This is a genomic window from Serratia sp. CY27727 (genome assembly GCF_052169275.1).
GTDB lineage: Bacteria > Pseudomonadota > Gammaproteobacteria > Enterobacterales > Enterobacteriaceae > Serratia > Serratia sarumanii.
Genome location: NZ_JBJNLB010000006.1, coordinates 1 through 19,758 on the forward strand (window position 1 = coordinate 1; position 19,758 = coordinate 19,758).

Below are 19,758 nucleotides of genomic sequence, written 5' to 3' on the forward strand. Positions count from 1 at the left end.
ACCGCGGCGGCTACGTGCTGAAAGACTGCGCGGGCACGCCGGACGTCATCCTGATTGCCACCGGCTCCGAAGTGGGCATCACGGTGGAAGCGGCGGACAAGCTGACCGCGGCGGGCCGCCAGGTGCGCGTGGTGTCGATGCCGTCGACCGACGCGTTCGACAAGCAGGATGCGGCGTACCGCGAGTCGGTACTGCCGGCGGCGGTAACGGCGCGCGTGGCGGTGGAAGCGGGTATCGCGGACTACTGGTACAAGTACGTGGGGCTGAACGGCGCTATCGTGGGCATGACCACCTTCGGTGAGTCGGCACCGGCGGAGCAGCTGTTCGCCGAGTTCGGCTTCACCGTGGACAACGTGGTGGCCAAGGCGCAGGCGCTGCTGAAGTAAGCGGCCTGGCGCCAGCCGATAAGAAAGCCGGTCATCGTGACCGGCTTTTTTTATGCCATCACCCGATGAATCTGCAAATACTGCAGCAGCATGATGGTTTTGCCGTCTTTAATGCGGCCGTCGGCGATCATCGCCACCGCTTCGCTGAACGGCAGTTCGATCACTTCAATATCTTCATCTTCAATGCCGCCACCGGCCGCACGCCGCTCATCGTCATGGTATTCGGCGATAAAGAAGTGCACGATCTCGGTCACACCGCCCGGCGACATGTAGGCTTCGAAGATTTTCTTGACCTCGCCCACCTGAAAACCGGTCTCTTCCACCGCTTCGCGGCGCGCGCACTGCTCCGGAGAATCGGCGTCCAGCAGGCCGGCGCAGGCCTCGAGCAGCATGCCGCTCTCGTTGCCGTTGACATAGGTCGGCATGCGGAACTGGTTGGTCAGCACCACCGTGCCCTTGGCGCGGTTGTACAGCAAAATGGTGGCGCCGTTGCCGCGATCGTAGACCTCGCGCATCTGTTGCACCGAACCGCCGTTTTTGCGTTTCAGATCGAACGTGTACTTATGCAGCACATACCAGTTGTCCGACAACAGCTCTTTCTTCACATTCTCAATTTTCGACGACATGACCCTTTTTCCTTGAGTTGCAACCTGAAGATCATACCGCGATTACGCCGCGCCGCGGCAGACGATTTGCAACAAAAATCACACCGTACCCCGCCGGACAAGCCGGGACTTAACATTGCTTAAAATAATGGAAAATAAGTCGCGCTCAGGCGCATGACATTGCATAAAACCCAGTGCGATTCGCCCCCCAAAGGCAAATCTTCAGAGAAAACCGGCCCGCCGCTGAACATCGGCGGGCATTTCGCTATTCATTTGATTACACAACGACAATTGTTCCCGTTTTGTTGACAACTTGATACAAATCGCGGTGCAATTTAGTTGCAAAAGTTATAGTTTTGCTTTCGAATGAAACTGGCGAAGCGCCTCACCTGAGAGAAAAGGATTCCGTGATTGCTTGTTAAACGTTCCGTGACCGGCAGCCTGGCCAGAGCGCTGTTCGGCATCGTGATACTGTCGGTGCTCGCCACCGGGTTGGCGTTGACGACCGTCGCCGGCAGCCAGAGCGATGCCGAGGCGATCAACATTGCCGGTTCGCTGCGCATGCAAAGCTACCGCTTGGCCTTCGATCTCGAGCGGCAGAGCCCGGAGTTGGAGCTGCACCTGCAGCAGTATCAGCAATCTTTGCAGGCGCCCGCGTTGCAAAAGCTGGCGCGCTTTTACGTCCCGGCCGAGGTGCGCAACCACTATCTGGCGCTGCAACGAACATGGCAAACGATGGAGCGGCAGATCCGCGACGGGCAGGCGGCCGCCTACCGGGCTGAGGTCGCCGGCTACGTCAACCGCGTCGATCATTTCGTTTCCGCTCTGCAGCGTTATTCCGAGTTGAAACTCACCCTGGTGGCCGCCGTCAGCGTACTGGGCTACGCCGCCATCATCGGTCTGGTGCTGTTCTGCATCCGCTTTATGCGCCGCCAGGTGGTCACGCCGCTGCAGCATCTGGTCGACGCCAGCCAGCGCGTGCAACAGCGCGACTTTCGCCATCCGCAGCTGGACGTGGCGCTGCCGAACGAGCTCGGCGTGCTGTCGCAAACTTTCAGCGCCATGTCTGACGAGCTGGCCCGCCTCTATCAGTCGCTGGAGCTGAAAGTGCAGGAAAAGACCCAGCGCCTGCAGCAGGCCAACGACACGCTGGAGGTGCTCTATCGCTGCTCGCAGGCGCTGAGCGTGCGTCAGATCGATCAGCAGGCGTTCGAAAATGCGCTGCGCATCGTGCGCCAAAGTGAACGACTGCGCTGCATCCGGTTGAACGTGGCGGACGATCATGGCCAGTGGCAACTGAATGAAGGAGAGCCGGCGCCGGCGCAAACCTGGAGCGCGCTGCCGATCACCCAAGGCGATAAACTGCTGGGCGAGTTGCGATGGCAGCCCGAAGCGCAGCCGCCGCATCCTCACCTGATGCAGAGCCTGGCCAACATGCTGGGGCGCGGCGTCTACTTCAACCGGGCGCAAAAGCAGCACCAATATCTGCTGTTGATGGAAGAGCGTGGAACCATCGCACGCGAGCTGCACGATTCGCTGGCGCAGACGCTGTCGTTCCTGCGCATCCAGCTGACGCTGCTCCGGCGCGCCGCCGACGATCCGGCGGCGCAGGCGATTATCGACGATTTCGATCGCACGCTGGCCGATGCCTATCGCCAGCTGAGAGAATTGCTGGCCACCTTCCGCCTCAACATTCAGGAGGCGGATCTGAATGCCGCGCTGGAGCAACTGTTGCAGCCATTAAAGGCGCTAACCCCCGCGCGGATTCAGTTACACTGTCGGCTGCCCTCGCAGGCGCTCAACGCCCAGCAGCAGGTGCACGCGCTGCAGATCGTGCGCGAGGCGGTGCTCAATGCCGTCAAGCACGCCGGAGCGAACGAGATCGCGGTATGTTGCGAGGTCAACGCCGCTGGCGACAACGTATTCAGCATTACCGACGACGGTTGCGGCATCGCCAGTCTGGAAGAACCGGAAGGGCATTACGGCTTGACCATCATGAGCGAACGCGCGGCGCGACTGGGAGGAACGCTGCGCATCCGGCGCAGAAGCGGCGGCGGCACGGCGGTCTGCCTGACATTCTCGCCCTGACCTTGCGGCTGTTCACTCTGCGTTACGGTTGCCGCCGGCCTGAAGGCCGCCCGGAGAGGTTTGCGGTGCAGAATGCCGCTATTTTTGAAGAGACAGTCCCACTGTGAAGCACGCCTCCGGGCGCGTTTGAGTGGCTTTACTTGCTACAGGGAGCATATTTCATGGTGATGAAGCAATACCGAGTCATGATCGTTGACGATCATCCGTTGATGCGGCGCGGCATCAAACAACTGCTGGGACTGGATGCGCGATTTGGCGTGGTGGCAGAGGCCGGCAACGGCAGCGAGGCGGTTGCGCTGGCGCTGCAACACGCTCCAGACGTGATCTTGTTGGATCTGAACATGAAGGGCATGTCGGGGCTGGATACGCTGCGGGCCCTGCGCGACGAAGGCGTGGACGCGCGCATCATCGTGCTGACGGTCTCCGACGCGCGCAGCGATCTGTATGCGCTGATCGACGCCGGCGCCGACGGCTATCTGCTGAAAGACAGCGAACCCGAACAACTGCTGGAGCACATCAGCGCCGCCGCCGAGGGCCAGAACGTGATCAGCGACGCCATGGCCGACTATTTGCTGGCGCGCAGCGAGCAGCGCGACCCCTTCGCCGCCTTGACCGAACGCGAACTGGACGTCCTGCAAGAGGTGGCGCGCGGCCTGTCCAACAAGCAGGTGGCGGCGCAGTTGCATATCTCTGAAGAAACCGTGAAGGTGCACATCCGCAACATACTGCGCAAGCTGAACGCGCGTTCTCGCGTGGCGGCGACGGTGATGTACCTGGAGTACAAAAGCCACTGATCGCCCCGCCCCGGCCGATCCGCCGGGGCCGCTTACTCGATGGCGCTGAGCAGCGCCTGATGATGCTGGTGCACCCAGCTCTTGTTGAACGGCCCCCAGCTTTCCAACTGATAGAAACCGTCGTTGTTGCGCACGCCCTGCTGCACGAACTGCAGCTCGATGCCCATGCCGGGCAGCGCCTTCAGCACATCCTGCAACGTACGGCGCGGCCAGCCGGTCAGCGCCATCAACCGCGGCACATTGGGCCGCTCACTGTGGCTGATCAGCCAGCATAAATAAAGCCGACGGGCAAATACCGGGTTAATTCCCATGCCAAGCTCCTGCTGTAAGGTGAGGCCAGTTTTTACTTTTCGATTCCCTGCGGCGAAAAAATGCGCAAGGCCTTTGATAGTAATAAAAATGTCTTAATAGCGTACAATTACCGACGCCGATACGCCCACGCCGTTTTCCGCTACCGTTATTTACACTATCTCCTTTTTTTCTCCACGCTTTCCTCGGCTATCCCGAGTAAAGTGCAATAGCGCCGGAATCCTTCCCTGCCGCTGAAATGCATATTTCCGATGCGTTTTAAAGATAGAACAAGTCATAACGAGGTTCGCGCTGCATGGCCAATTTTTTTATTGATCGCCCGATTTTCGCCTGGGTGCTGGCAATTATTCTTTGCCTGACCGGGGCGTTGGCGATTTTTTCTTTACCGGTAGAACAATACCCGAATTTGGCGCCGCCGAACGTGCGCATCAGCGCAACTTACCCAGGTGCTTCGGCGCAAACGCTGGAAAACACCGTTACCCAAATCATTGAACAGAATATGACCGGCCTCGACAACATGATGTACATGTCGTCGCAGAGCACCAATACCGGCCAGGCGACCGTGACGTTGACGTTCGAAGCCGGCACCGATCCCAACGAGGCGATGCAGCAGGTGCAAAACCAGCTGCAGGCCGCGATCAAACGCCTGCCGCAGGCGGTGCAAAATCAGGGGGTGACGGTCTCGAAATCCGGCGACACCACGCTGATGATGGTGGCGTTTGTCTCCACCGATGGCAGCATGGACAGGCAGGACATCGCCGATTACATCGTCTCCAACCTGCAGGATCCGCTCAGCCGCATCAACGGGGTCGGCAGCATGGACGTGTACGGCTCGCAATACGCCATGCGCATCTGGCTCGATCCCAACAAGCTCAACAGCTACCAGTTGACCACCCAGGATGTGGTCAGCGCCATTCAGTCGCAGAACGCCCAGGTCGCGGTCGGCCAGTTGGGCGGCACGCCATCGGTCGATAAGCAGGCGCTGAACGCCACCATTAACGCCCAGTCGCAGCTCCAGACGCCGGAACAGTTCCGCCAAATCACCCTGCGGGTCAATCAGGACGGTTCGCTGGTGACGCTGGGCAACGTCGCCACCGTCGAACTGGGCGGCGAGAACTACAACTACCTCAGCCGCTACAACGGCATGCAGGCCGCGGGCATGAACATCAAGCTGGCCTCCGGCGCCAACGAACTGCAGACCGACCAACTGGTGAAGGACAAGATCGCCGAGCTGTCGCAATACTTCCCGCACGGGCTGGAGGCCAAAGTGGCCTATGAAACCACCCCCTTCGTCAAAGCCTCGATCAAGGACGTGGTGAAAACGCTGCTGGAAGCCATCCTGCTGGTGTTCCTGGTGATGTATCTGTTCCTGCAGAACTTCCGCGCCACGCTGATCCCCACCATCGCCGTGCCGGTGGTGCTGCTGGGCACCTTCGCCATCCTTTCCGCCTGCGGCTTCAGCATCAATACCCTTACCATGTTCGCCATGGTGCTGGCGATCGGCCTGCTGGTGGACGACGCCATCGTGGTGGTGGAAAACGTCGAACGCGTGATGAGCGAAGAAGGCCTGCCGCCGCGTGAAGCCACGCGCAAATCCATGGGGCAAATTCAGAGCGCGCTGGTCGGCATCGCCCTGGTGCTGTCAGCGGTGTTCGTGCCGATGGCGTTCTTCGGCGGCACCACCGGCGCCATCTATCGCCAGTTCTCCATCACCATCGTTTCCGCCATGGTGTTGTCGGTGCTGGTGGCGATGATCCTGACCCCGGCCCTGTGCGCCACGCTGCTCAAACCGATCGCCAAGGGGCACCATCACGGCAAGCGCGGCTTCTTCGGCTGGTTCAACCGCATGTTCAACCGCAACGCCAAACGCTATGAGCGCGGCGTGGGGCGCATTCTGCACGCCAGCGGCCGCTACATGGTGATTTATCTGCTGTTGCTCGGCGGCATGGCGCTGCTGTTCATCAAGCTGCCGACCTCGTTCCTGCCGCAGGAAGACCGCGGCATCTTCACCGTACAGGTACAGCTGCCGGCGGGCTCGACCCTGCAGCAAACCTCTAAAGTGGTGGAAAAGGTCGAGCAGTATTTCCTCACCGAAGAGAAACAGGACGTGTTGTCGGTGTTCGCCATCATCGGCTCCGGGCCGGGGGGCAACGGCCAAAACGTGGCGCGTCTGTTCGTTCGGCTGAAAGACTGGGATCTGCGCACCTCGGGCGCCAACAGCTCGTTCGACATCATCGATCGCGCCACGCTGGCATTCAACAAGATTAACGAAGCGCGGGTGATCGCCAGCAGCCCGCCGGCGATCACCGGCCTCGGCAACTCCTCCGGCTTCGACATGGAACTGGAAGATCACGCCGGGTTGGGGCACGCCAAACTGATGGCGGCTCGCGACCAACTGTTACAGCTGGCGGCGCAAAATCCGCTGCTGTCGCGCGTGCGCCACAACGGCCTGGACGACAGCCCGCAGCTGCAGATCGATATCGATCAGCGCAAGGCGCAGGCGCTGGGCGTATCTATCGACGACATCAACAATACCCTCTCCACCGCCTGGGGTTCGACCTACGTCAACGACTTCGTCGATCGCGGCCGGGTGAAGAGAGTTTACGTGCAGGCCGCCGCGCCGTTCCGCATGCTGCCGGAAGACATCAACAAATGGTATGTGCGCAACAGCGCGGGCGGCATGGTGCCGTTCTCGGCCTTCGCCAGTTCACACTGGGAATACGGCTCGCCGCGGCTGGAGCGCTATAACGGCAACTCGGCGCTGGAAATCGTCGGCGAGGCGGCCAACGGCGTCAGCACCGGCACCGCCATGGCGGAAATGGAAAAACTGGTCAGCCAGTTACCGACCGGCTTCGGGCTGGAATGGACGGCGCTCTCCTACCAGGAACGCTTGTCCGGCTCGCAGGCGCCGGCGCTGTACGCCATCTCGCTGCTGGTGGTGTTCCTGTGCCTGGCGGCGCTGTATGAAAGCTGGTCAATACCGTTCTCAGTGATGCTGGTGGTGCCGCTGGGGGTGATCGGCGCGGTCGCCGCCACCTGGCTGCGCGGCCTGGAGAACGACGTTTATTTCCAGGTCGGCCTGTTGACCATCATTGGGCTGTCGGCGAAAAACGCCATTCTGATCGTCGAATTCGCCAACGAGCTGAACCACAAAGGGCAGGATCTGATGTCCGCGACGCTCGACGCATCACGCATGCGTCTGCGGCCGATCCTGATGACTTCGCTGGCGTTCATCTTCGGCGTGCTGCCGATGGCCACCAGCAGCGGCGCCGGTTCCGGCAGCCAGCATGCGGTCGGCACCGGGGTGATGGGCGGCATGATCTCCGCCACCCTGCTGGCGATTTTCTTCGTGCCGCTGTTCTTCGTGCTGGTGCGCCGCCGCTTCCCGGGCAAAGCGCATCCGGCAGGCAATACGACGGCCGCCGGGGAGTGATAGCCTGGGCATAAAAAAAGCAGCGTCGGGTTACCGATGCTGCTTTATTTCGAACGATAATCTCGTTCCCAAGGTGTTTCAGTGACTTTCCAATGACTCAACCTTGCCATCTGCTTCAACGCTGTGTCAGTTGCCCAACATCTCATCAATGAAGTCTTTCCAGTTTCCTAATTCACGATCAACCATAATACTTTACAACCTCAATTATTTGACGAAGCGGATTCTACGCCTGTTTTTTGACCATGTGAAGGGAAACGGGAACGATGCCGGGCCCGGAAACCGGGCTTAGCGCACATTTTCGTATTTATCTGATCAATACTCAGTGCTGCTATTCCCTTGTGATATCAATTTCTCCGCGGTAGCGTGTAAAAGGTATAAAAATACGACAATGGAGCGCCGACATCCGCGGGTATCAGCACGCCATTCGGTACTATGCCGCCGACCTCAGTCTTATTGGTTAGAGGAAAACGATGGAAATTATCACCGACCCGAACCGCCGCGCCATCGACTGGCAGCGGCTGTGTGAATTGCTGGAGGCCGCCGGGCTGGGCAAGCGCGATCCGCACACCCTGCGGCGCATTTACCAACACAGCCAGTTTTGCTATTGGGGGTTTATCGGTGACGAGCTGATCGCCACCGCGCACGCCATCAGCGACCTGACCTCGGTCGCCTATCTGGCCGACGTGGCGATCGATCCGCGCTTTCAGGGGCAAGGGCTGGGGCGCAGGTTGATGGATCGGGTGATGCAAGATTTGGCGCCGCTCGGCAAGATTTTCATCTATTCCGTGCCGGAAAAACTGGCCTTCTATAAAAAGTACGGCTTTCACGATTTGACCACCGGCATGGTGTATGCGGACGGCGCCTCACTGCAACGGTTGCAAAACGGCGGTTATATCCGCTGATCATCTTGATCAAAATACTTTTCTCAGCAGAATACAGCTGACGATATGCTTGAGACAGATAAAATGCTTAGCCAAAGCGCCCAAAAAAAACGCACTCTCTCTTTTAACTTTTTATTTTCACTATTATTCACCTTTGCAACCATGAATGAGAAAACGTTTGAACTTCCTGTCAGAGATATTTCTTAGTCATTAGACCTCTTACAAAGATATCACGAACCAAAAGATCGGTAAAAACGATCGAATATTAATTTACGATAGGAATTATCTATGATATTTCCTTTTAATCTTCCTTGATTGATAGCTGACATCTATTTAAAAATCCCTCCCCCTCTTGCGGCAGTTTTAACTTAAATTATTTATCATTTAGTTATCAATAAGTTATTAAATAATCCAACTAAACCAGCGGTATAGGTAAATGTTGAGATTCATCATAGGAAATAATTCAACATTTAATTATTTCAATTATTTCTATTTTTATACTTTAAGATAACCGTCGCCACCGGGAATAAAAAATAAAGGATTATAATAATATGAAGATCGATATTTTCAGCGAATGTACCTATACCATTATCGGTATCAGACAACTGATAAATCAAACATGGTCAGAAAAAAACACGCCAGCCGACTTTAACCGCAGAAGGGTCTGCTTTATCGATGTCACCCTCGCCAATTTTGAAGCGCGTTACCGCGATGAATATGCCAACCCCAAAACCTACAAAATAGTCATTATTACCGACTGTCCGCATGAGATGGTGATTGTCGACAATAAGACCATTATATTATCAAATCTTATATCTTTAAGCCGTTTCAGCCACCTGATCGGCGATTTATATACGCGCTACAGTCACTATACCGAGCCGCCGCAGCTCTCTCGGCGCGAGTCCCTTTTCCTGTCGGAGTGGTCGACGGGAAAATCGCTGACCGATATCAGCAACGCTATGAATATAAGAAACAAAACCGCCAATCATTACAAATCGAGAATCATGAAAAAGCTTGGGGCCAGCAGAATAAAACCGCTGTTGCATATTACCCGCGTACGGTGTTTAACCGATCGTTTAAATATAAAAATTAATAAAGAATAGTTCCTCTGAGCCCAGATCCGCATTGGCGGCTGAACGCGTTCGCCGGCGTCTTTTACAAGCACCGTCGGCGCAGTCTGCCGTTCAACCACATTGCCAACCTCTCTCCCTGGTGCTCAATCGCATCTCGCGCGCATCGTTGTCTGGATCTCGCCGCCGCTTTACTGGCATTATCTCTGCTATCGCCGGGCGGCGAGAAGGCCTAAGATCGCGCCCGCCGCCCAGTATCGACTCGACGAGACAGGTAGCTTTACGCCATGGCAAACAAACCGCAACAGACAACGCTGACGATGTACGGCATCAAAAACTGCGACACCATCAAGAAAGCCCGCCGCTGGCTGGAAGATCAGGGCGTGGCCTATCATTTTCACGACTACCGCGCCGACGGCCTGACCGAACAGCAGCTGCGCGGTTTCGTCGCGCAACTGGGTTGGGAGCCGCTGCTCAATACCCGCGGCACCACCTGGCGCAAGCTGGATGAAGCGCAGCGCAACGCCTGCGATAACGCCGACGCCGCCATCGCGCTGATGCTGGCGCAGCCGGCAATCATTAAACGCCCGCTGCTGGACGACGGCAACGGCCGCGCCCTGCTCGGTTTCAATGCCGACGCTTACCAGCAATTTATCGCCGAGGTCGCCGTATGACTTGCCCGGTTATCGAACTGGCCCAGCAGCTGATCAAGCGCCCTTCCCTCAGCCCGAATGACGAAGGCTGCCAGCAACTGATGATCGATCGTCTGCAGGCAATCGGCTTCACCGTCGAAGCGATGGACTTCGAAGACACCCAGAATTTCTGGGCCTGGCGCGGCGAAGGGCAAACCCTGGCGTTTGCCGGGCACACCGACGTGGTGCCGACCGGCGATGAAAAGCGTTGGGACAACCCGCCGTTTGAACCGGCGATCCGCGACGGCATGCTGTATGGCCGCGGCGCGGCGGACATGAAAGGTTCATTGGCCGCAATGGTGGTGGCCGCGGAACGCTTTGTCGCCGCCAACCCGGATCACCGGGGCCGCCTGGCATTCCTGATCACCTCGGATGAAGAGGCCAGCGCCACCCACGGAACGGTTAAGGTGGTCGAAGCGCTGATGGCGCGCAACGAACGGCTGGATTACTGCCTGGTCGGCGAGCCGTCCAGCACCGAGCGCGTCGGCGACGTGGTGAAAAACGGTCGTCGCGGCTCCATCACCGCCAACCTGCATATCCACGGCGTACAGGGGCACGTCGCCTATCCGCACCTGGCGGACAACCCGGTGCACCGTGCCATGCCGGCGCTGAATGAACTGGTGGCGATCGAATGGGATCGCGGCAACGAGTTCTTCCCGCCGACCAGCATGCAGATCGCCAACGTGCAGGCCGGCACCGGCAGCAACAACGTGATCCCGGGCGATCTTTACGTGCAGTTCAACTTCCGTTTCAGCACCGAGCTGACCGACGCGATGATCAAGCAGCGCGTGGAAGAGCTGCTGGAACGCCACCAGCTGAACTACAGCATCGAGTGGCGGCTGTCCGGCCAACCGTTCCTCACCTCGCGCGGCGCGCTGGTGGATGCGGTGGTCAACGCCGTCGAGCACTATTCTGAACTGACGCCACAGTTGCTGACCACCGGCGGCACCTCCGACGGCCGCTTTATCGCGCAGATGGGCGCGCAGGTGGTGGAGCTGGGGCCGGTCAACGCCACCATCCACAAGGTCAACGAATGCGTCAACGCCGCAGATCTGCAGCTGCTGAGCCGCATGTATCAACGCATCATGGAGCAATTGGTCGCATGATCAACGCAGAGATGCTCACCGGCCGCTCAACCGAACACCTGGCGCCGCTGAGCGGGAACCATCGGCTGCAGCCGCAGGCGGTCAACGCCTTCCTGGCGATGCAGCAAGCGGCGCGTGAGGCGGGATTCGATCTCCAGCCCGCCAGCACCTTCCGCGATTTCGACCGGCAGTTGGCGATTTGGAATGGCAAATTCTGCGGCCAGCGGCCAGTATTAGATAAGGACAGCCGCCCGATCGACGTCGCGCCGCTGCCCGCCGCTGAGCGCTGTGAGGCGATCCTGCGCTGGTCGGCCCTGCCGGGCGCCAGCCGCCATCACTGGGGCAGCGATCTGGATGTGTACGATCCGTCGCTGCTGCCGGAAGGGAAAAAGCTGCAGCTGGAGCCGTGGGAATATGAAGAAGGCGGTTACTTTGCGCCGCTTAACCAGTGGCTGACGGCGCATATGGCCGAGTTCGGTTTCTATCGCCCCTTTACCGAAGACAGTGGTGGCGTGGCGGTGGAGCCGTGGCATCTGAGCTACCGGCCGCTGGCACAAGAGGCCGAACGCTTGCTGACCCCGGCGCTGTTGCTGGCGGCTTGGCAAGACAAGGAGGTCGCCGGTGCCGAATGGCTCGAACGCCATCTGCCCTCGATTTTTTCGCGTTTTATACGCAGTGAAGTAAAGGAGTAGCTATGCAATGGTTAGCTGATTACTGGTGGATTATCCTGCTGGTTCTGGTGGGAATGGTCGTCAGCGGTATCAAGGAACTGCGCCGCGTCGACGTGAAAAGCTATCTGGCCAACAAGCCGGAGATACCGCCGCACCGCGACAATAATGCCCAGTGGGATGACGAAGACGACTGGCCGAAAAAGAAATGACACCAGGGCGCTTATCGGCGCCCTGAGTTTTTAGCGAAAGGCGATCAGCTCGCCGCGCTTGCCGGACAATGCCTCGTCCCAGTAGCGCTGCGGCACGTAATAATGCAGCCTTTCCAGCGCGGCGTTCATCATGCCCTGGTTGATCGCATGCCCGACGTTTTCCTCTACGTCCAGCGTGAAATCGGCGCCGCCGGTTCGAAGCGCTTCCGCCGCCGCGTGAGCGTGTTGCACCGCGATCACCGCGTCCTCTGCACCGTGGATCAAATGCACCACGCTGTCACCGAAAGCCTGCTCAGGCAGCTGGGCGAAACGCCCGCTGAACGCCACCACGCGCCCGGCCAGCCGGGTTTCCGCTTTCAACGCTTCCAGCGCCATAATGGCCCCTTGCGAGAACCCCACCAGCGCCGTGCCGGCATAGCCCACGCCGCTCAGCTGCTGCCAATGGCGCACCACCGCCACAAACTGCGGCATCACGTCTGCAATACGGGCCGCGCGGTTCTCTTCGGTCACGTCCTGCACCGAAAACCACTGGCGCCCGGCGCCGTTGCCAAACGCTTCGGGGCCACCGATGCTCACCACCTGCGCCTGAGGAAACTCTTTGGCGAAGTAGCTGCCGATCTCCCCCATCGCCACCGGGTTGTCGCCGACACCGTGAAACAGCAAGATCAGCTGCGCCGCCGGGGCCGCCGGGCTTTGGACAACGAAATGCTCATGTTTCATCGATGACTCCTTAATAGTAACCAAACCTGGTGCGGCGACAGTCGCCGCCACACCGCTGACAGTGACTATACGCCGTTGAGAAATCGGGAAAATCGGGTTTTATTGAGCGAGTTATTCAATTTATTGCAACGACTGCGTCCAGTCGCGCCAGTAGCGGCAGTGCTGCGCATTCAGCTGTTCCAGCGCCTGCGCCGCTTCGTGCCGCCAGTGGCGCAGCAAGGCTTTCTGGCCGCTAACGCCCGCCAGCTCCGCGCAGGCCGCCGGGGATTGCCGCCGCTGCAGATGGCCGCGCAGCGCGGGCAGCGGCAAATTGCTGGCCAACAGCAAACGCTGCAATGCCCCCAGGCTGGCCTCCAGCGGCCGATGGGCGAAAGCGAACCCGGCCAGCTCACGCCAGTCCTCTTCGCCGAGCGACGTATCGCCGTCGTCGCCCAGGATCGCCAGCGCGAGCTCGATGCGCTGCCGCAACCAGGGCCAGTCGCGCGCCAGATGCTTGTGCGCCGCGTGCCGCAGCGCCTCCCCTTGCTCGCTCAAGGGCAAAATAGCCATCGCGGTATAGCAGCCGCTGCTGGCCTCCGGCTTGCTGCCGATGCGCACCAGCTCGAAACCGCAGGATTGCCAAAAACGCCACAGCGGCTCGGTATAGCCGAAGCTGACCGACAGGAAATCCAGCCCCTGCGCCTGACGGCGTTGCCGCTCGACCAGCTGACGCGCGATACCCCGCCGCCGCAACGCCGGCAGCGTGGCGATGCGGGTAATGCGCCGTGACCGCAGCGTCGGCGCCCACCACTGGCCGCCATGCGCTGCCAGCGACTGCGCCACCAGGTTGCCGCGCGGCCGACGGCGGCCGGCCCACACATCGTGCGCCAACTCGGTGCTCAAGCCGCCTTCGTCCACCAGCCACACGGCGCCGACCACCTCTGGTCCGGCCTGCGCCAGCCCGTAGTGCATGCCGGGCGCATCCATCAGCCTGCGCAAGTCCAGCGGCGAGGTGCGGTAATGCGCGCTGCTCAGCAGGGCGTAGAAACGCGCCAGCCGCTGCGGATCGGCGCACAGCTCACGCTGCTCTGCCTGGCTGTAATCGATCGCCTGGCCATCCGCCGGCCAGGCGGGCAGCTCATTGAACAACAGCGCATTGTCCGTGACCCGTTCCAGCGCATCGCCCTGTGCCCAGCGCATCGGCTGTTGCAGGCTCAACGCCTGATAAGACGGCAGCCCGGCGCAAAACTTCAGCAGAAAACCGCGGCCGGTACCCTCATACCCCTGCACCGTGGTGGTCAGCAGCACGCGCGGGAAATAACCGATCAGCTGTTGCAGCAGCGGCGCGGGGATCGCCGCCGCTTCATCCACCAGCAGCCAGCCCACGGCGCCGACGTCCCCCTCCCGACACTGCGCCAGCAAGGCATCGGGCGCCCAAAACTGCGCGCGCCCCTGCGCCCATTCCCCGGCCACCTCAGTGGCGGCGCGGCTCGGCCCGGTTATCCAACAGGTCAGCGGCGACTGCGCCACCAGCATGCCGGCCAGCGTCGATTTGCCGCGGCCACGCGCGGCGGTCAGCACCCACACGCCGGATTCGGCCTGCAGCAGCGTCGTCAAGATCGCCTGCTGTTCCTCGGTCGGTCGGCCATCCGGCGGTTGCCAACCCTCGCGCGCCGGCAGTGCGGCCAGCGTCAGGGGCTCATCCTGCCGCCAGATCGTCACTTCGCGGTCATCGGCCAGATGCTGCTGCAGATGGTGGATGAAATGCGGAGTGGTAATAGGCTGCGGGCAATCGCTCCAGCGCAGGCTGTCGCCGTCCGGCTGCTGAGGCCATTGCCGCCAGGGCGGCGTCAGCAACAGCAGCCAACTGCCGGCGCGCAATGCGCCGCACAGCGCCGCCAACGCCTCCACGTCCAGCGACTGACCGGCGTCGAACACCGCGTGCAGCCGCTCCTGCCCCAGCAATTGGCGCACCGCGCTGCTCGCCAACGCCGTCAGGCCGGGCGGCGGGTTTTCCCCCACCCACGGCCAGTCGCCCGGCAGCGTCGCCGCCAGCCGCTGTGCCTGTTCGCGGCACCAGCCGGGTTCACCGCTGAGCACCAGCAGGCGCCGGATGCCCTGCCGCCACATGAGTTGTTGCGCTGCCTGTAACATAAGGCTGTATCTCAATCCGAAAAAAATGCCGGAGTCAGGCTCCGGCACTTGAGGCGTTAACGGGATGCGAAGGTGTTGCAGGTATTGGGATCGCCGCTGTCGAAGCCCTGTTTAAACCAGGTGTAGCGCTGCTGCGAGGTGCCGTGAGTGAAGCTGTCCGGCACGACGCGGCCCTGACTCTGCTGCTGCAACCGATCGTCGCCAATCGCCTGCGCGGCGTTCAGCGCCGCCTGCAGATCGCCCTCTTCCAGCATCTGCTGCTTCTCGGCGTATTTGCCCCACACGCCGGCGAAACAGTCCGCCTGCAGCTCCATTTTCACCGACAGACGGTTCACTTCCGCCTGGCTGGCGCCCTGCTGCATCTGGCGCACCTTGGGCTCGATACCCAACAGGTTCTGCACGTGGTGGCCGACTTCGTGCGCCACCACATAGGCCTGAGCGAAATCACCGCCGGCGCCCAGCTTGGTTTTCATGTCCTGATAGAAAGACAAATCGATATACACCGTTCTGTCACCCGGGCAGTAGAACGGCCCCATTGCCGCCTGACCGGTGCCGCAGCTGGTGCGCGTCACGCCGCGATACATCACCAGCTTCGGCGGTTGATAGGTTTTGCCCATGCGCTGGAAAATCTCTTTCCAGTTGTCCTCGGTCGAGGCCAGCACCACCGAGGTGAATTTGGCCAGCTCATCATCTTTCGGACTGATGTTGGCGCTCTGTTGTTGCCCCTGCGGCGCAACGTTACCGCCGTTCAATAGCGGCGACAGATCGATGCCGTAATAGCCGGCCACCAGCACCACCACCAGAATGACGATGCCGCCCTTGCCGCGCACCGGCACGCGGAAGCCGCCGCCGCCCAAACCGGAAGATTGCCCGCGACGATCCTCAACATTGTCACTTTCCCGACGCCCTTGCCAACGCATAAATATACTCCAGATATTTCCCCTGCTCGTTGAAGTTGCGCCGCGATGGTAAGCGCAAAGGCAGCTTCAAGCCTGAGTGGGATAGGTTTTAGTCATCTCGCATCCATTATTATAAATGGTCTGCAGCAGAGGAAATGTAGAAATTTTCTGGAAAAACGCAGAATAGCGGGACGATCCGGCCGGATCGCCCCGAATGGCGGTGCCGACGCTTAGTCGAGCTTCACGCCGATGCGGCGCGCCACTTCTTCATAGGCTTCGATCAGGCCGCCCAGGCTTTGACGGAAACGGTCTTTGTCCATCTTGTCCAGGGTGTTTTTGTCCCACAGGCGGCTGCCGTCCGGCGAGAACTCATCGCCCAGCACCACTTCGCCGTTGAACAGGCCGAACTCCAGCTTGAAGTCGACCAGGATCAGGCCCGCGTCGTCGAACAGCTGGGTCAACACGTCGTTGGCGCGGTAGCTCAGCTCGCGCATGCGCGCCAGATGTTCTTTGCTCACCCAGCCGAAGGTTTCGCAGTAGGATTCGTTGACCATCGGATCGTGCATGGCGTCGTTTTTCAGGAACAGATCGAACAGCGGCGGGTTCAGCACCAGGCCTTCTTCGATGCCCAGACGCTTCACCAGCGAACCGGCGGCGCGGTTGCGGATCACGCATTCCACCGGCACCATGTCCAGCTTCTTCACCAGCACTTCGTTGTCGGACAGCAGACGCTCCATCTGGGTCGGGATGCCGGCTTCTTCCAGTTTGCTCATGATGAAATGGTTGAACTTGTTGTTCACCATGCCTTTGCGATCGAACTGCTCAATGCGCTGACCATCCAGTGCTGACGTATCGTTGCGGAACTCCAACACCAACAGATCGGGATTCTCGGTGGTGTAAACGGTTTTTGCCTTTCCGCGATACAGCTCAGCTAGCTTTTGCATCTTACTTACTCCAGTGATGTATCCCCGATGTCTCCCGAGCGCGGCCCGAAATTAGGGGGTATAGAATTGACCTAATGAATTCTTTGGCGTGCCGGACACTATTGTGCCAAACCTGCGACGCAAACGATACCGTATAGACAAAACAAAAAGGGGCCGAAGCCCCTTTTTGATTAGTTAACGCTGGTTTTACTGAAGGCAGACTGGAATGCCGCCACCAGTGCGTCGTTTTTCGACTGGGTGAGCGGTTTGCCTTTCGGATCGATAAATTGCAGGCTGGTGCGGTTGTTGAGATCGCCGACCTGCAGCTTGTAATCCCCTTCCGCCAGTTCAGGATCCTTGACGCCCAACGCATCCCAATCGCTGCTGCTCAGGGACTTGTAGGTCACGGCGACGGTGCCCTGCGGACGGCTGCGGTCACCCACTTTCATCCCCAGTTTTTCGAGCGCCGGCGGCAGGCGATCCCACACCACGGTGTACGGGCCGCGCACGACCAGCATCGGCAGGCCGGTATCATCGGCGCCGCTCTGCACGTCCAGCGCGCCGAAGCGGCTGGCGGTCTGGCTGCTCGCCAGGTTGTCCTGCTTGTCCAGGCCTTCGATCAGGGTGTTGATCATCATGCCGTTGTAGCGCTGGATCTCAGACTGATCGGTCACCTGCTCGGTCTTGCCCTGCTGCTGCAGGCCAACGCTTTTCACCACCAGCGCCTGCTGGTAGCCCTGTTGCTGCACGCTGATCTGATAACGGCCTTCGTACTGGTTGTCTTCGTCCAGACGGTTCCACTTCACCCAGTCGGTGGTCAGGGTCTGACCGGCGTCCTGGCGCGAAGCGATCGCGATGTTCTTCGCCTGCAGCAGGCTGACCACGCGCGACCACAGGTTCTGGTTCTGCGGGCTGTTTTCCAGCAGCAGCGTGCCGCTGTCGCCGGCGTATTGCGCGCGAGAACCGCTCAGCAGCGCCAACGGCTGCACCGGCGGACGAATGTCCAACTGCTTGCCGACGTTGCCTTGCAGCGTCGTGGCGGGAACGTCATAGTTGCCGCTCTGCACCGGCAGGATCATGCCGGACGGCGCGTTCAGCGCCTTGAGCGGAGCGGCGTCGAGGTAGGCCTCGTCGCCGCTGACCTGGCGCTTGTAGCGCTGATCGCTGCTGCAGGCCGCCAGCATCATCACCAAAGAGATGCCCACTACTTTTGCTACCGTCGACTTTTGCAATGAATAAGCCATCAAATTTCCCTTAGAGTTACAGCAAACCGACGCTTTTCAGCGCGCGCTCCACCACCGGGCGGGCGGCTTCGCTCAACGGCGTCATCGGCAGACGCAGCGTATCGGTTGCCATCAATCCCAACGCCTTACAGGCCCACTTCACCGGAATTGGGTTTGCTTCTACAAATAGATCCTGATGCAACGGCATCAAGCGCTGATTTAAGCGGCGCGCCTGCGCAAACTTGCCCTGCGCCGCCAGCGCGCAAAGTTCCGCCATCTCGCGCGCGGCCACGTTGGCCGTCACGGAAATCACCCCTTTGCCGCCCAGTTGCATGAAGTCCAGCCCGCTGGCGTCGTCGCCGCTCAGCAAAATGAAGTCTTCATCGTCAACCAGCACTTGGATCTGACTAACGCGACTTAAGTTCCCCGTCGCTTCTTTTACAGCAACAATATTCTTGATTTTCGCCAGCCGAGCGATGGTCGGCGGCAGCATGTCGCAGCCGGTGCGCGAAGGCACGTTGTACAGGATCTGCGGCAGCTCGGTGCTCTCGGCGATCGCCTTGAAGTGCTGATACAGCCCTTCCTGCGTCGGCTTATTGTAGTACGGCGTCACCGTCAGGCAGCCCACCACGCCGGTGTTGGCGAAGCGGGTGGTGAGCGCGATGGCTTCGGCGGTGGCGTTGGCGCCGGTGCCGGCGATCACCGGAATGCGGCCGTCAGCCAGCTCCAGCGTCTGCAGCACCACGTCAACGTGCTCGTCATGGGCAAGCGTTGCGGACTCGCCGGTGGTCCCTACGGAAACGATCGCCGCGGTGCCACTGGCTACATGATAATCGATCAATTTTTTCAGGCTCGCGCGATCGACAGCACCTTTGTCGTCCATCGGCGTAACCAGTGCAACAATACTTCCCGTAAACATTGGCCGTCCCCTCCACAAACAAGTCACTCATGGTACTTTTGCTGCCTATCCAAAAGCAAGCGCACAACCGCGTTGTAAGCGCTTGGCAGGCGGTTTTTTTTATGTTTACCATGGTAACCCCATTAAGCACGACAGGAAGCGCTATTTTGCCTCAGTCAGACGAACACTATCTCGTGATTACCGCGCTCGGCGCCGACCGCCCCGGAATCGTCAATACCATCACCCGCCACGTCAGCAGTTGCGGATGCAATATCGAAGATAGCCGTCTGGCCATGCTGGGAGAGGAGTTCACGTTCATCATGCTGCTGTCCGGCAGCTGGAACGCCATCACCCTGATCGAATCCACCCTGCCGCAAAAAGGCGCGGAGCTGGATCTGCTGATCGTGATGAAGCGCACAAACTCGCACGAAAGGCCGCCGATGCCGGCCACGGTGTGGGTGCAGGTGGAAGTGAAGGACTCGCCGCACATCATCGAACGCTTTACCGATCTGTTCGACTCCAGCCAGATGAATATCGCCGAACTGGTCTCGCGCACGCAGCCGGCGGACGGCGACCTGCCGCCGCAGCTGTATATCCAAATCACCGCCCACAGCTCCGGCGATCGGGACGCCTCAAATATTGAGCAAGCCTTCCATCGCCTATGTACAGAATTGAACGCGCAAGGCAGTATTAGCGTGGTGAACTATCCACAGCATGACGAGAAAGATGGAGAGTAGTG

Annotated in this window: 20 protein-coding genes; 11 read left to right on the top strand and 9 right to left on the bottom strand. The window is 59.8% G+C overall.

The features are described 5' to 3' along the window. The coding region (locus tag ACJ8HB_RS15505) for a transketolase-like TK C-terminal-containing protein (RefSeq protein ID WP_442520186.1) at positions 1-386 on the top strand (386 nt) is incomplete at its 5' end. A gap of 50 nt (positions 387-436) precedes the next feature. Here ACJ8HB_RS15505 and nudK read toward each other — a convergent pair. Continuing rightward, positions 437-1,012: a GDP-mannose pyrophosphatase NudK gene (nudK, locus tag ACJ8HB_RS15510; protein WP_033635486.1), complete on the bottom strand. Its 576-nt coding sequence runs from the start codon at positions 1,010-1,012 to the stop codon at positions 437-439. A 390-nt stretch (positions 1,013-1,402) separates the two neighbouring features. On the opposite strand from nudK, the gene narQ reads away from it, so the two are divergent. Both narQ and ACJ8HB_RS15520 read left to right on the top strand, forming a co-directional pair. Further along, positions 1,403-3,079 (top strand): nitrate/nitrite two-component system sensor histidine kinase NarQ, encoded by a 1,677-nt coding sequence (narQ, locus tag ACJ8HB_RS15515; RefSeq protein WP_047571044.1) that lies wholly within the window; start codon positions 1,403-1,405, stop codon positions 3,077-3,079. Positions 3,080-3,240: 161 nt separating this feature from the next. After that, positions 3,241-3,873: a response regulator gene (locus tag ACJ8HB_RS15520; RefSeq protein WP_442520187.1), complete on the top strand. Its 633-nt coding sequence runs from the start codon at positions 3,241-3,243 to the stop codon at positions 3,871-3,873. 32 nt (positions 3,874-3,905) lie between these two features. Here the strand turns inward: ACJ8HB_RS15520 and ACJ8HB_RS15525 are convergent, their stop codons facing one another. Then, positions 3,906-4,184, bottom strand: a complete 279-nt coding sequence (locus tag ACJ8HB_RS15525; RefSeq protein ID WP_047571040.1) for a winged helix-turn-helix domain-containing protein — start codon at positions 4,182-4,184, stop codon at positions 3,906-3,908. Between the two features lie 293 nt (positions 4,185-4,477). On the opposite strand from ACJ8HB_RS15525, the gene acrD reads away from it, so the two are divergent. Further along, positions 4,478-7,615 (top strand): multidrug efflux RND transporter permease AcrD, encoded by a 3,138-nt coding sequence (acrD, locus tag ACJ8HB_RS15530; protein WP_047571038.1) that lies wholly within the window; start codon positions 4,478-4,480, stop codon positions 7,613-7,615. A 126-nt stretch (positions 7,616-7,741) separates the two neighbouring features. Here the strand turns inward: acrD and ypfM are convergent, their stop codons facing one another. Beyond that, the gene (ypfM, locus tag ACJ8HB_RS15535) at positions 7,742-7,801 is read right to left on the bottom strand and encodes a protein YpfM (protein ID WP_100396732.1); all 60 of its coding nucleotides are present in this window, start codon (positions 7,799-7,801) and stop codon (positions 7,742-7,744) included. A 284-nt stretch (positions 7,802-8,085) separates the two neighbouring features. Here ypfM and ACJ8HB_RS15540 point away from each other — a divergent pair, with 284 nt between their 5' ends. The 6 genes from ACJ8HB_RS15540 to ACJ8HB_RS15565 all read left to right on the top strand — a co-directional run bounded on the left by ACJ8HB_RS15540 (position 8,086) and on the right by ACJ8HB_RS15565 (position 12,223). Next, positions 8,086-8,517, top strand: coding sequence for a GNAT family N-acetyltransferase (locus ACJ8HB_RS15540; protein ID WP_047571036.1), 432 nt, complete (start codon positions 8,086-8,088; stop codon positions 8,515-8,517). A 530-nt stretch (positions 8,518-9,047) separates the two neighbouring features. After that, on the top strand, positions 9,048-9,599 hold the full coding sequence (locus ACJ8HB_RS15545) for a LuxR C-terminal-related transcriptional regulator (protein WP_033648805.1): 552 nt from the start codon (positions 9,048-9,050) through the stop codon (positions 9,597-9,599). 254 nt (positions 9,600-9,853) lie between these two features. Further along, complete coding sequence (locus ACJ8HB_RS15550) at positions 9,854-10,240, top strand: ArsC family reductase (protein WP_033648806.1); 387 nt, start codon at positions 9,854-9,856, stop codon at positions 10,238-10,240. After that, positions 10,237-11,364, top strand: coding sequence for a succinyl-diaminopimelate desuccinylase (gene dapE / locus ACJ8HB_RS15555; RefSeq protein ID WP_033648807.1), 1,128 nt, complete (start codon positions 10,237-10,239; stop codon positions 11,362-11,364). The genes ACJ8HB_RS15550 and dapE overlap by 4 nt, the downstream gene beginning before the upstream one ends. Beyond that, positions 11,361-12,035 carry a M15 family metallopeptidase gene (locus ACJ8HB_RS15560; RefSeq protein WP_033648808.1) on the top strand — a complete coding sequence of 225 codons (675 nt, stop codon included), beginning with the start codon at positions 11,361-11,363 and terminating at the stop codon, positions 12,033-12,035. The genes dapE and ACJ8HB_RS15560 overlap by 4 nt, the downstream gene beginning before the upstream one ends. 2 nt (positions 12,036-12,037) lie before the next feature. After that, positions 12,038-12,223 (top strand): YpfN family protein, encoded by a 186-nt coding sequence (locus ACJ8HB_RS15565; protein WP_004941720.1) that lies wholly within the window; start codon positions 12,038-12,040, stop codon positions 12,221-12,223. A 30-nt stretch (positions 12,224-12,253) separates the two neighbouring features. On the opposite strand, the gene ypfH is transcribed toward ACJ8HB_RS15565, so the two are convergent. From ypfH to dapA, 6 genes are all read right to left on the bottom strand, one after another. Continuing rightward, complete coding sequence (gene ypfH / locus ACJ8HB_RS15570; protein WP_047571029.1) at positions 12,254-12,943, bottom strand: esterase; 690 nt, start codon at positions 12,941-12,943, stop codon at positions 12,254-12,256. Positions 12,944-13,063: 120 nt separating this feature from the next. Beyond that, the gene (locus ACJ8HB_RS15575; RefSeq protein WP_047571027.1) at positions 13,064-15,076 is read right to left on the bottom strand and encodes a tRNA(Met) cytidine acetyltransferase TmcA; all 2,013 of its coding nucleotides are present in this window, start codon (positions 15,074-15,076) and stop codon (positions 13,064-13,066) included. 56 nt (positions 15,077-15,132) lie between these two features. Beyond that, on the bottom strand, positions 15,133-15,996 hold the full coding sequence (gene ypfJ, locus ACJ8HB_RS15580; RefSeq protein ID WP_033635497.1) for a KPN_02809 family neutral zinc metallopeptidase: 864 nt from the start codon (positions 15,994-15,996) through the stop codon (positions 15,133-15,135). A gap of 209 nt (positions 15,997-16,205) precedes the next feature. Continuing rightward, positions 16,206-16,919: a phosphoribosylaminoimidazolesuccinocarboxamide synthase gene (gene purC / locus ACJ8HB_RS15585; protein WP_004941708.1), complete on the bottom strand. Its 714-nt coding sequence runs from the start codon at positions 16,917-16,919 to the stop codon at positions 16,206-16,208. A gap of 170 nt (positions 16,920-17,089) precedes the next feature. Then, positions 17,090-18,142 carry an outer membrane protein assembly factor BamC gene (gene bamC, locus ACJ8HB_RS15590; protein ID WP_033648812.1) on the bottom strand — a complete coding sequence of 351 codons (1,053 nt, stop codon included), beginning with the start codon at positions 18,140-18,142 and terminating at the stop codon, positions 17,090-17,092. Positions 18,143-18,158: 16 nt separating this feature from the next. Further along, a complete protein-coding gene (gene dapA / locus ACJ8HB_RS15595; protein WP_033635499.1) occupies positions 18,159-19,040 on the bottom strand; it encodes a 4-hydroxy-tetrahydrodipicolinate synthase in 882 nt (293 codons plus the stop codon). A gap of 110 nt (positions 19,041-19,150) precedes the next feature. Here dapA and ACJ8HB_RS15600 point away from each other — a divergent pair, with 110 nt between their 5' ends. Continuing rightward, positions 19,151-19,756, top strand: a complete 606-nt coding sequence (locus tag ACJ8HB_RS15600; RefSeq protein WP_369783268.1) for a glycine cleavage system transcriptional repressor — start codon at positions 19,151-19,153, stop codon at positions 19,754-19,756. The last annotated feature ends 2 nt before the right edge of the window (positions 19,757-19,758 follow it).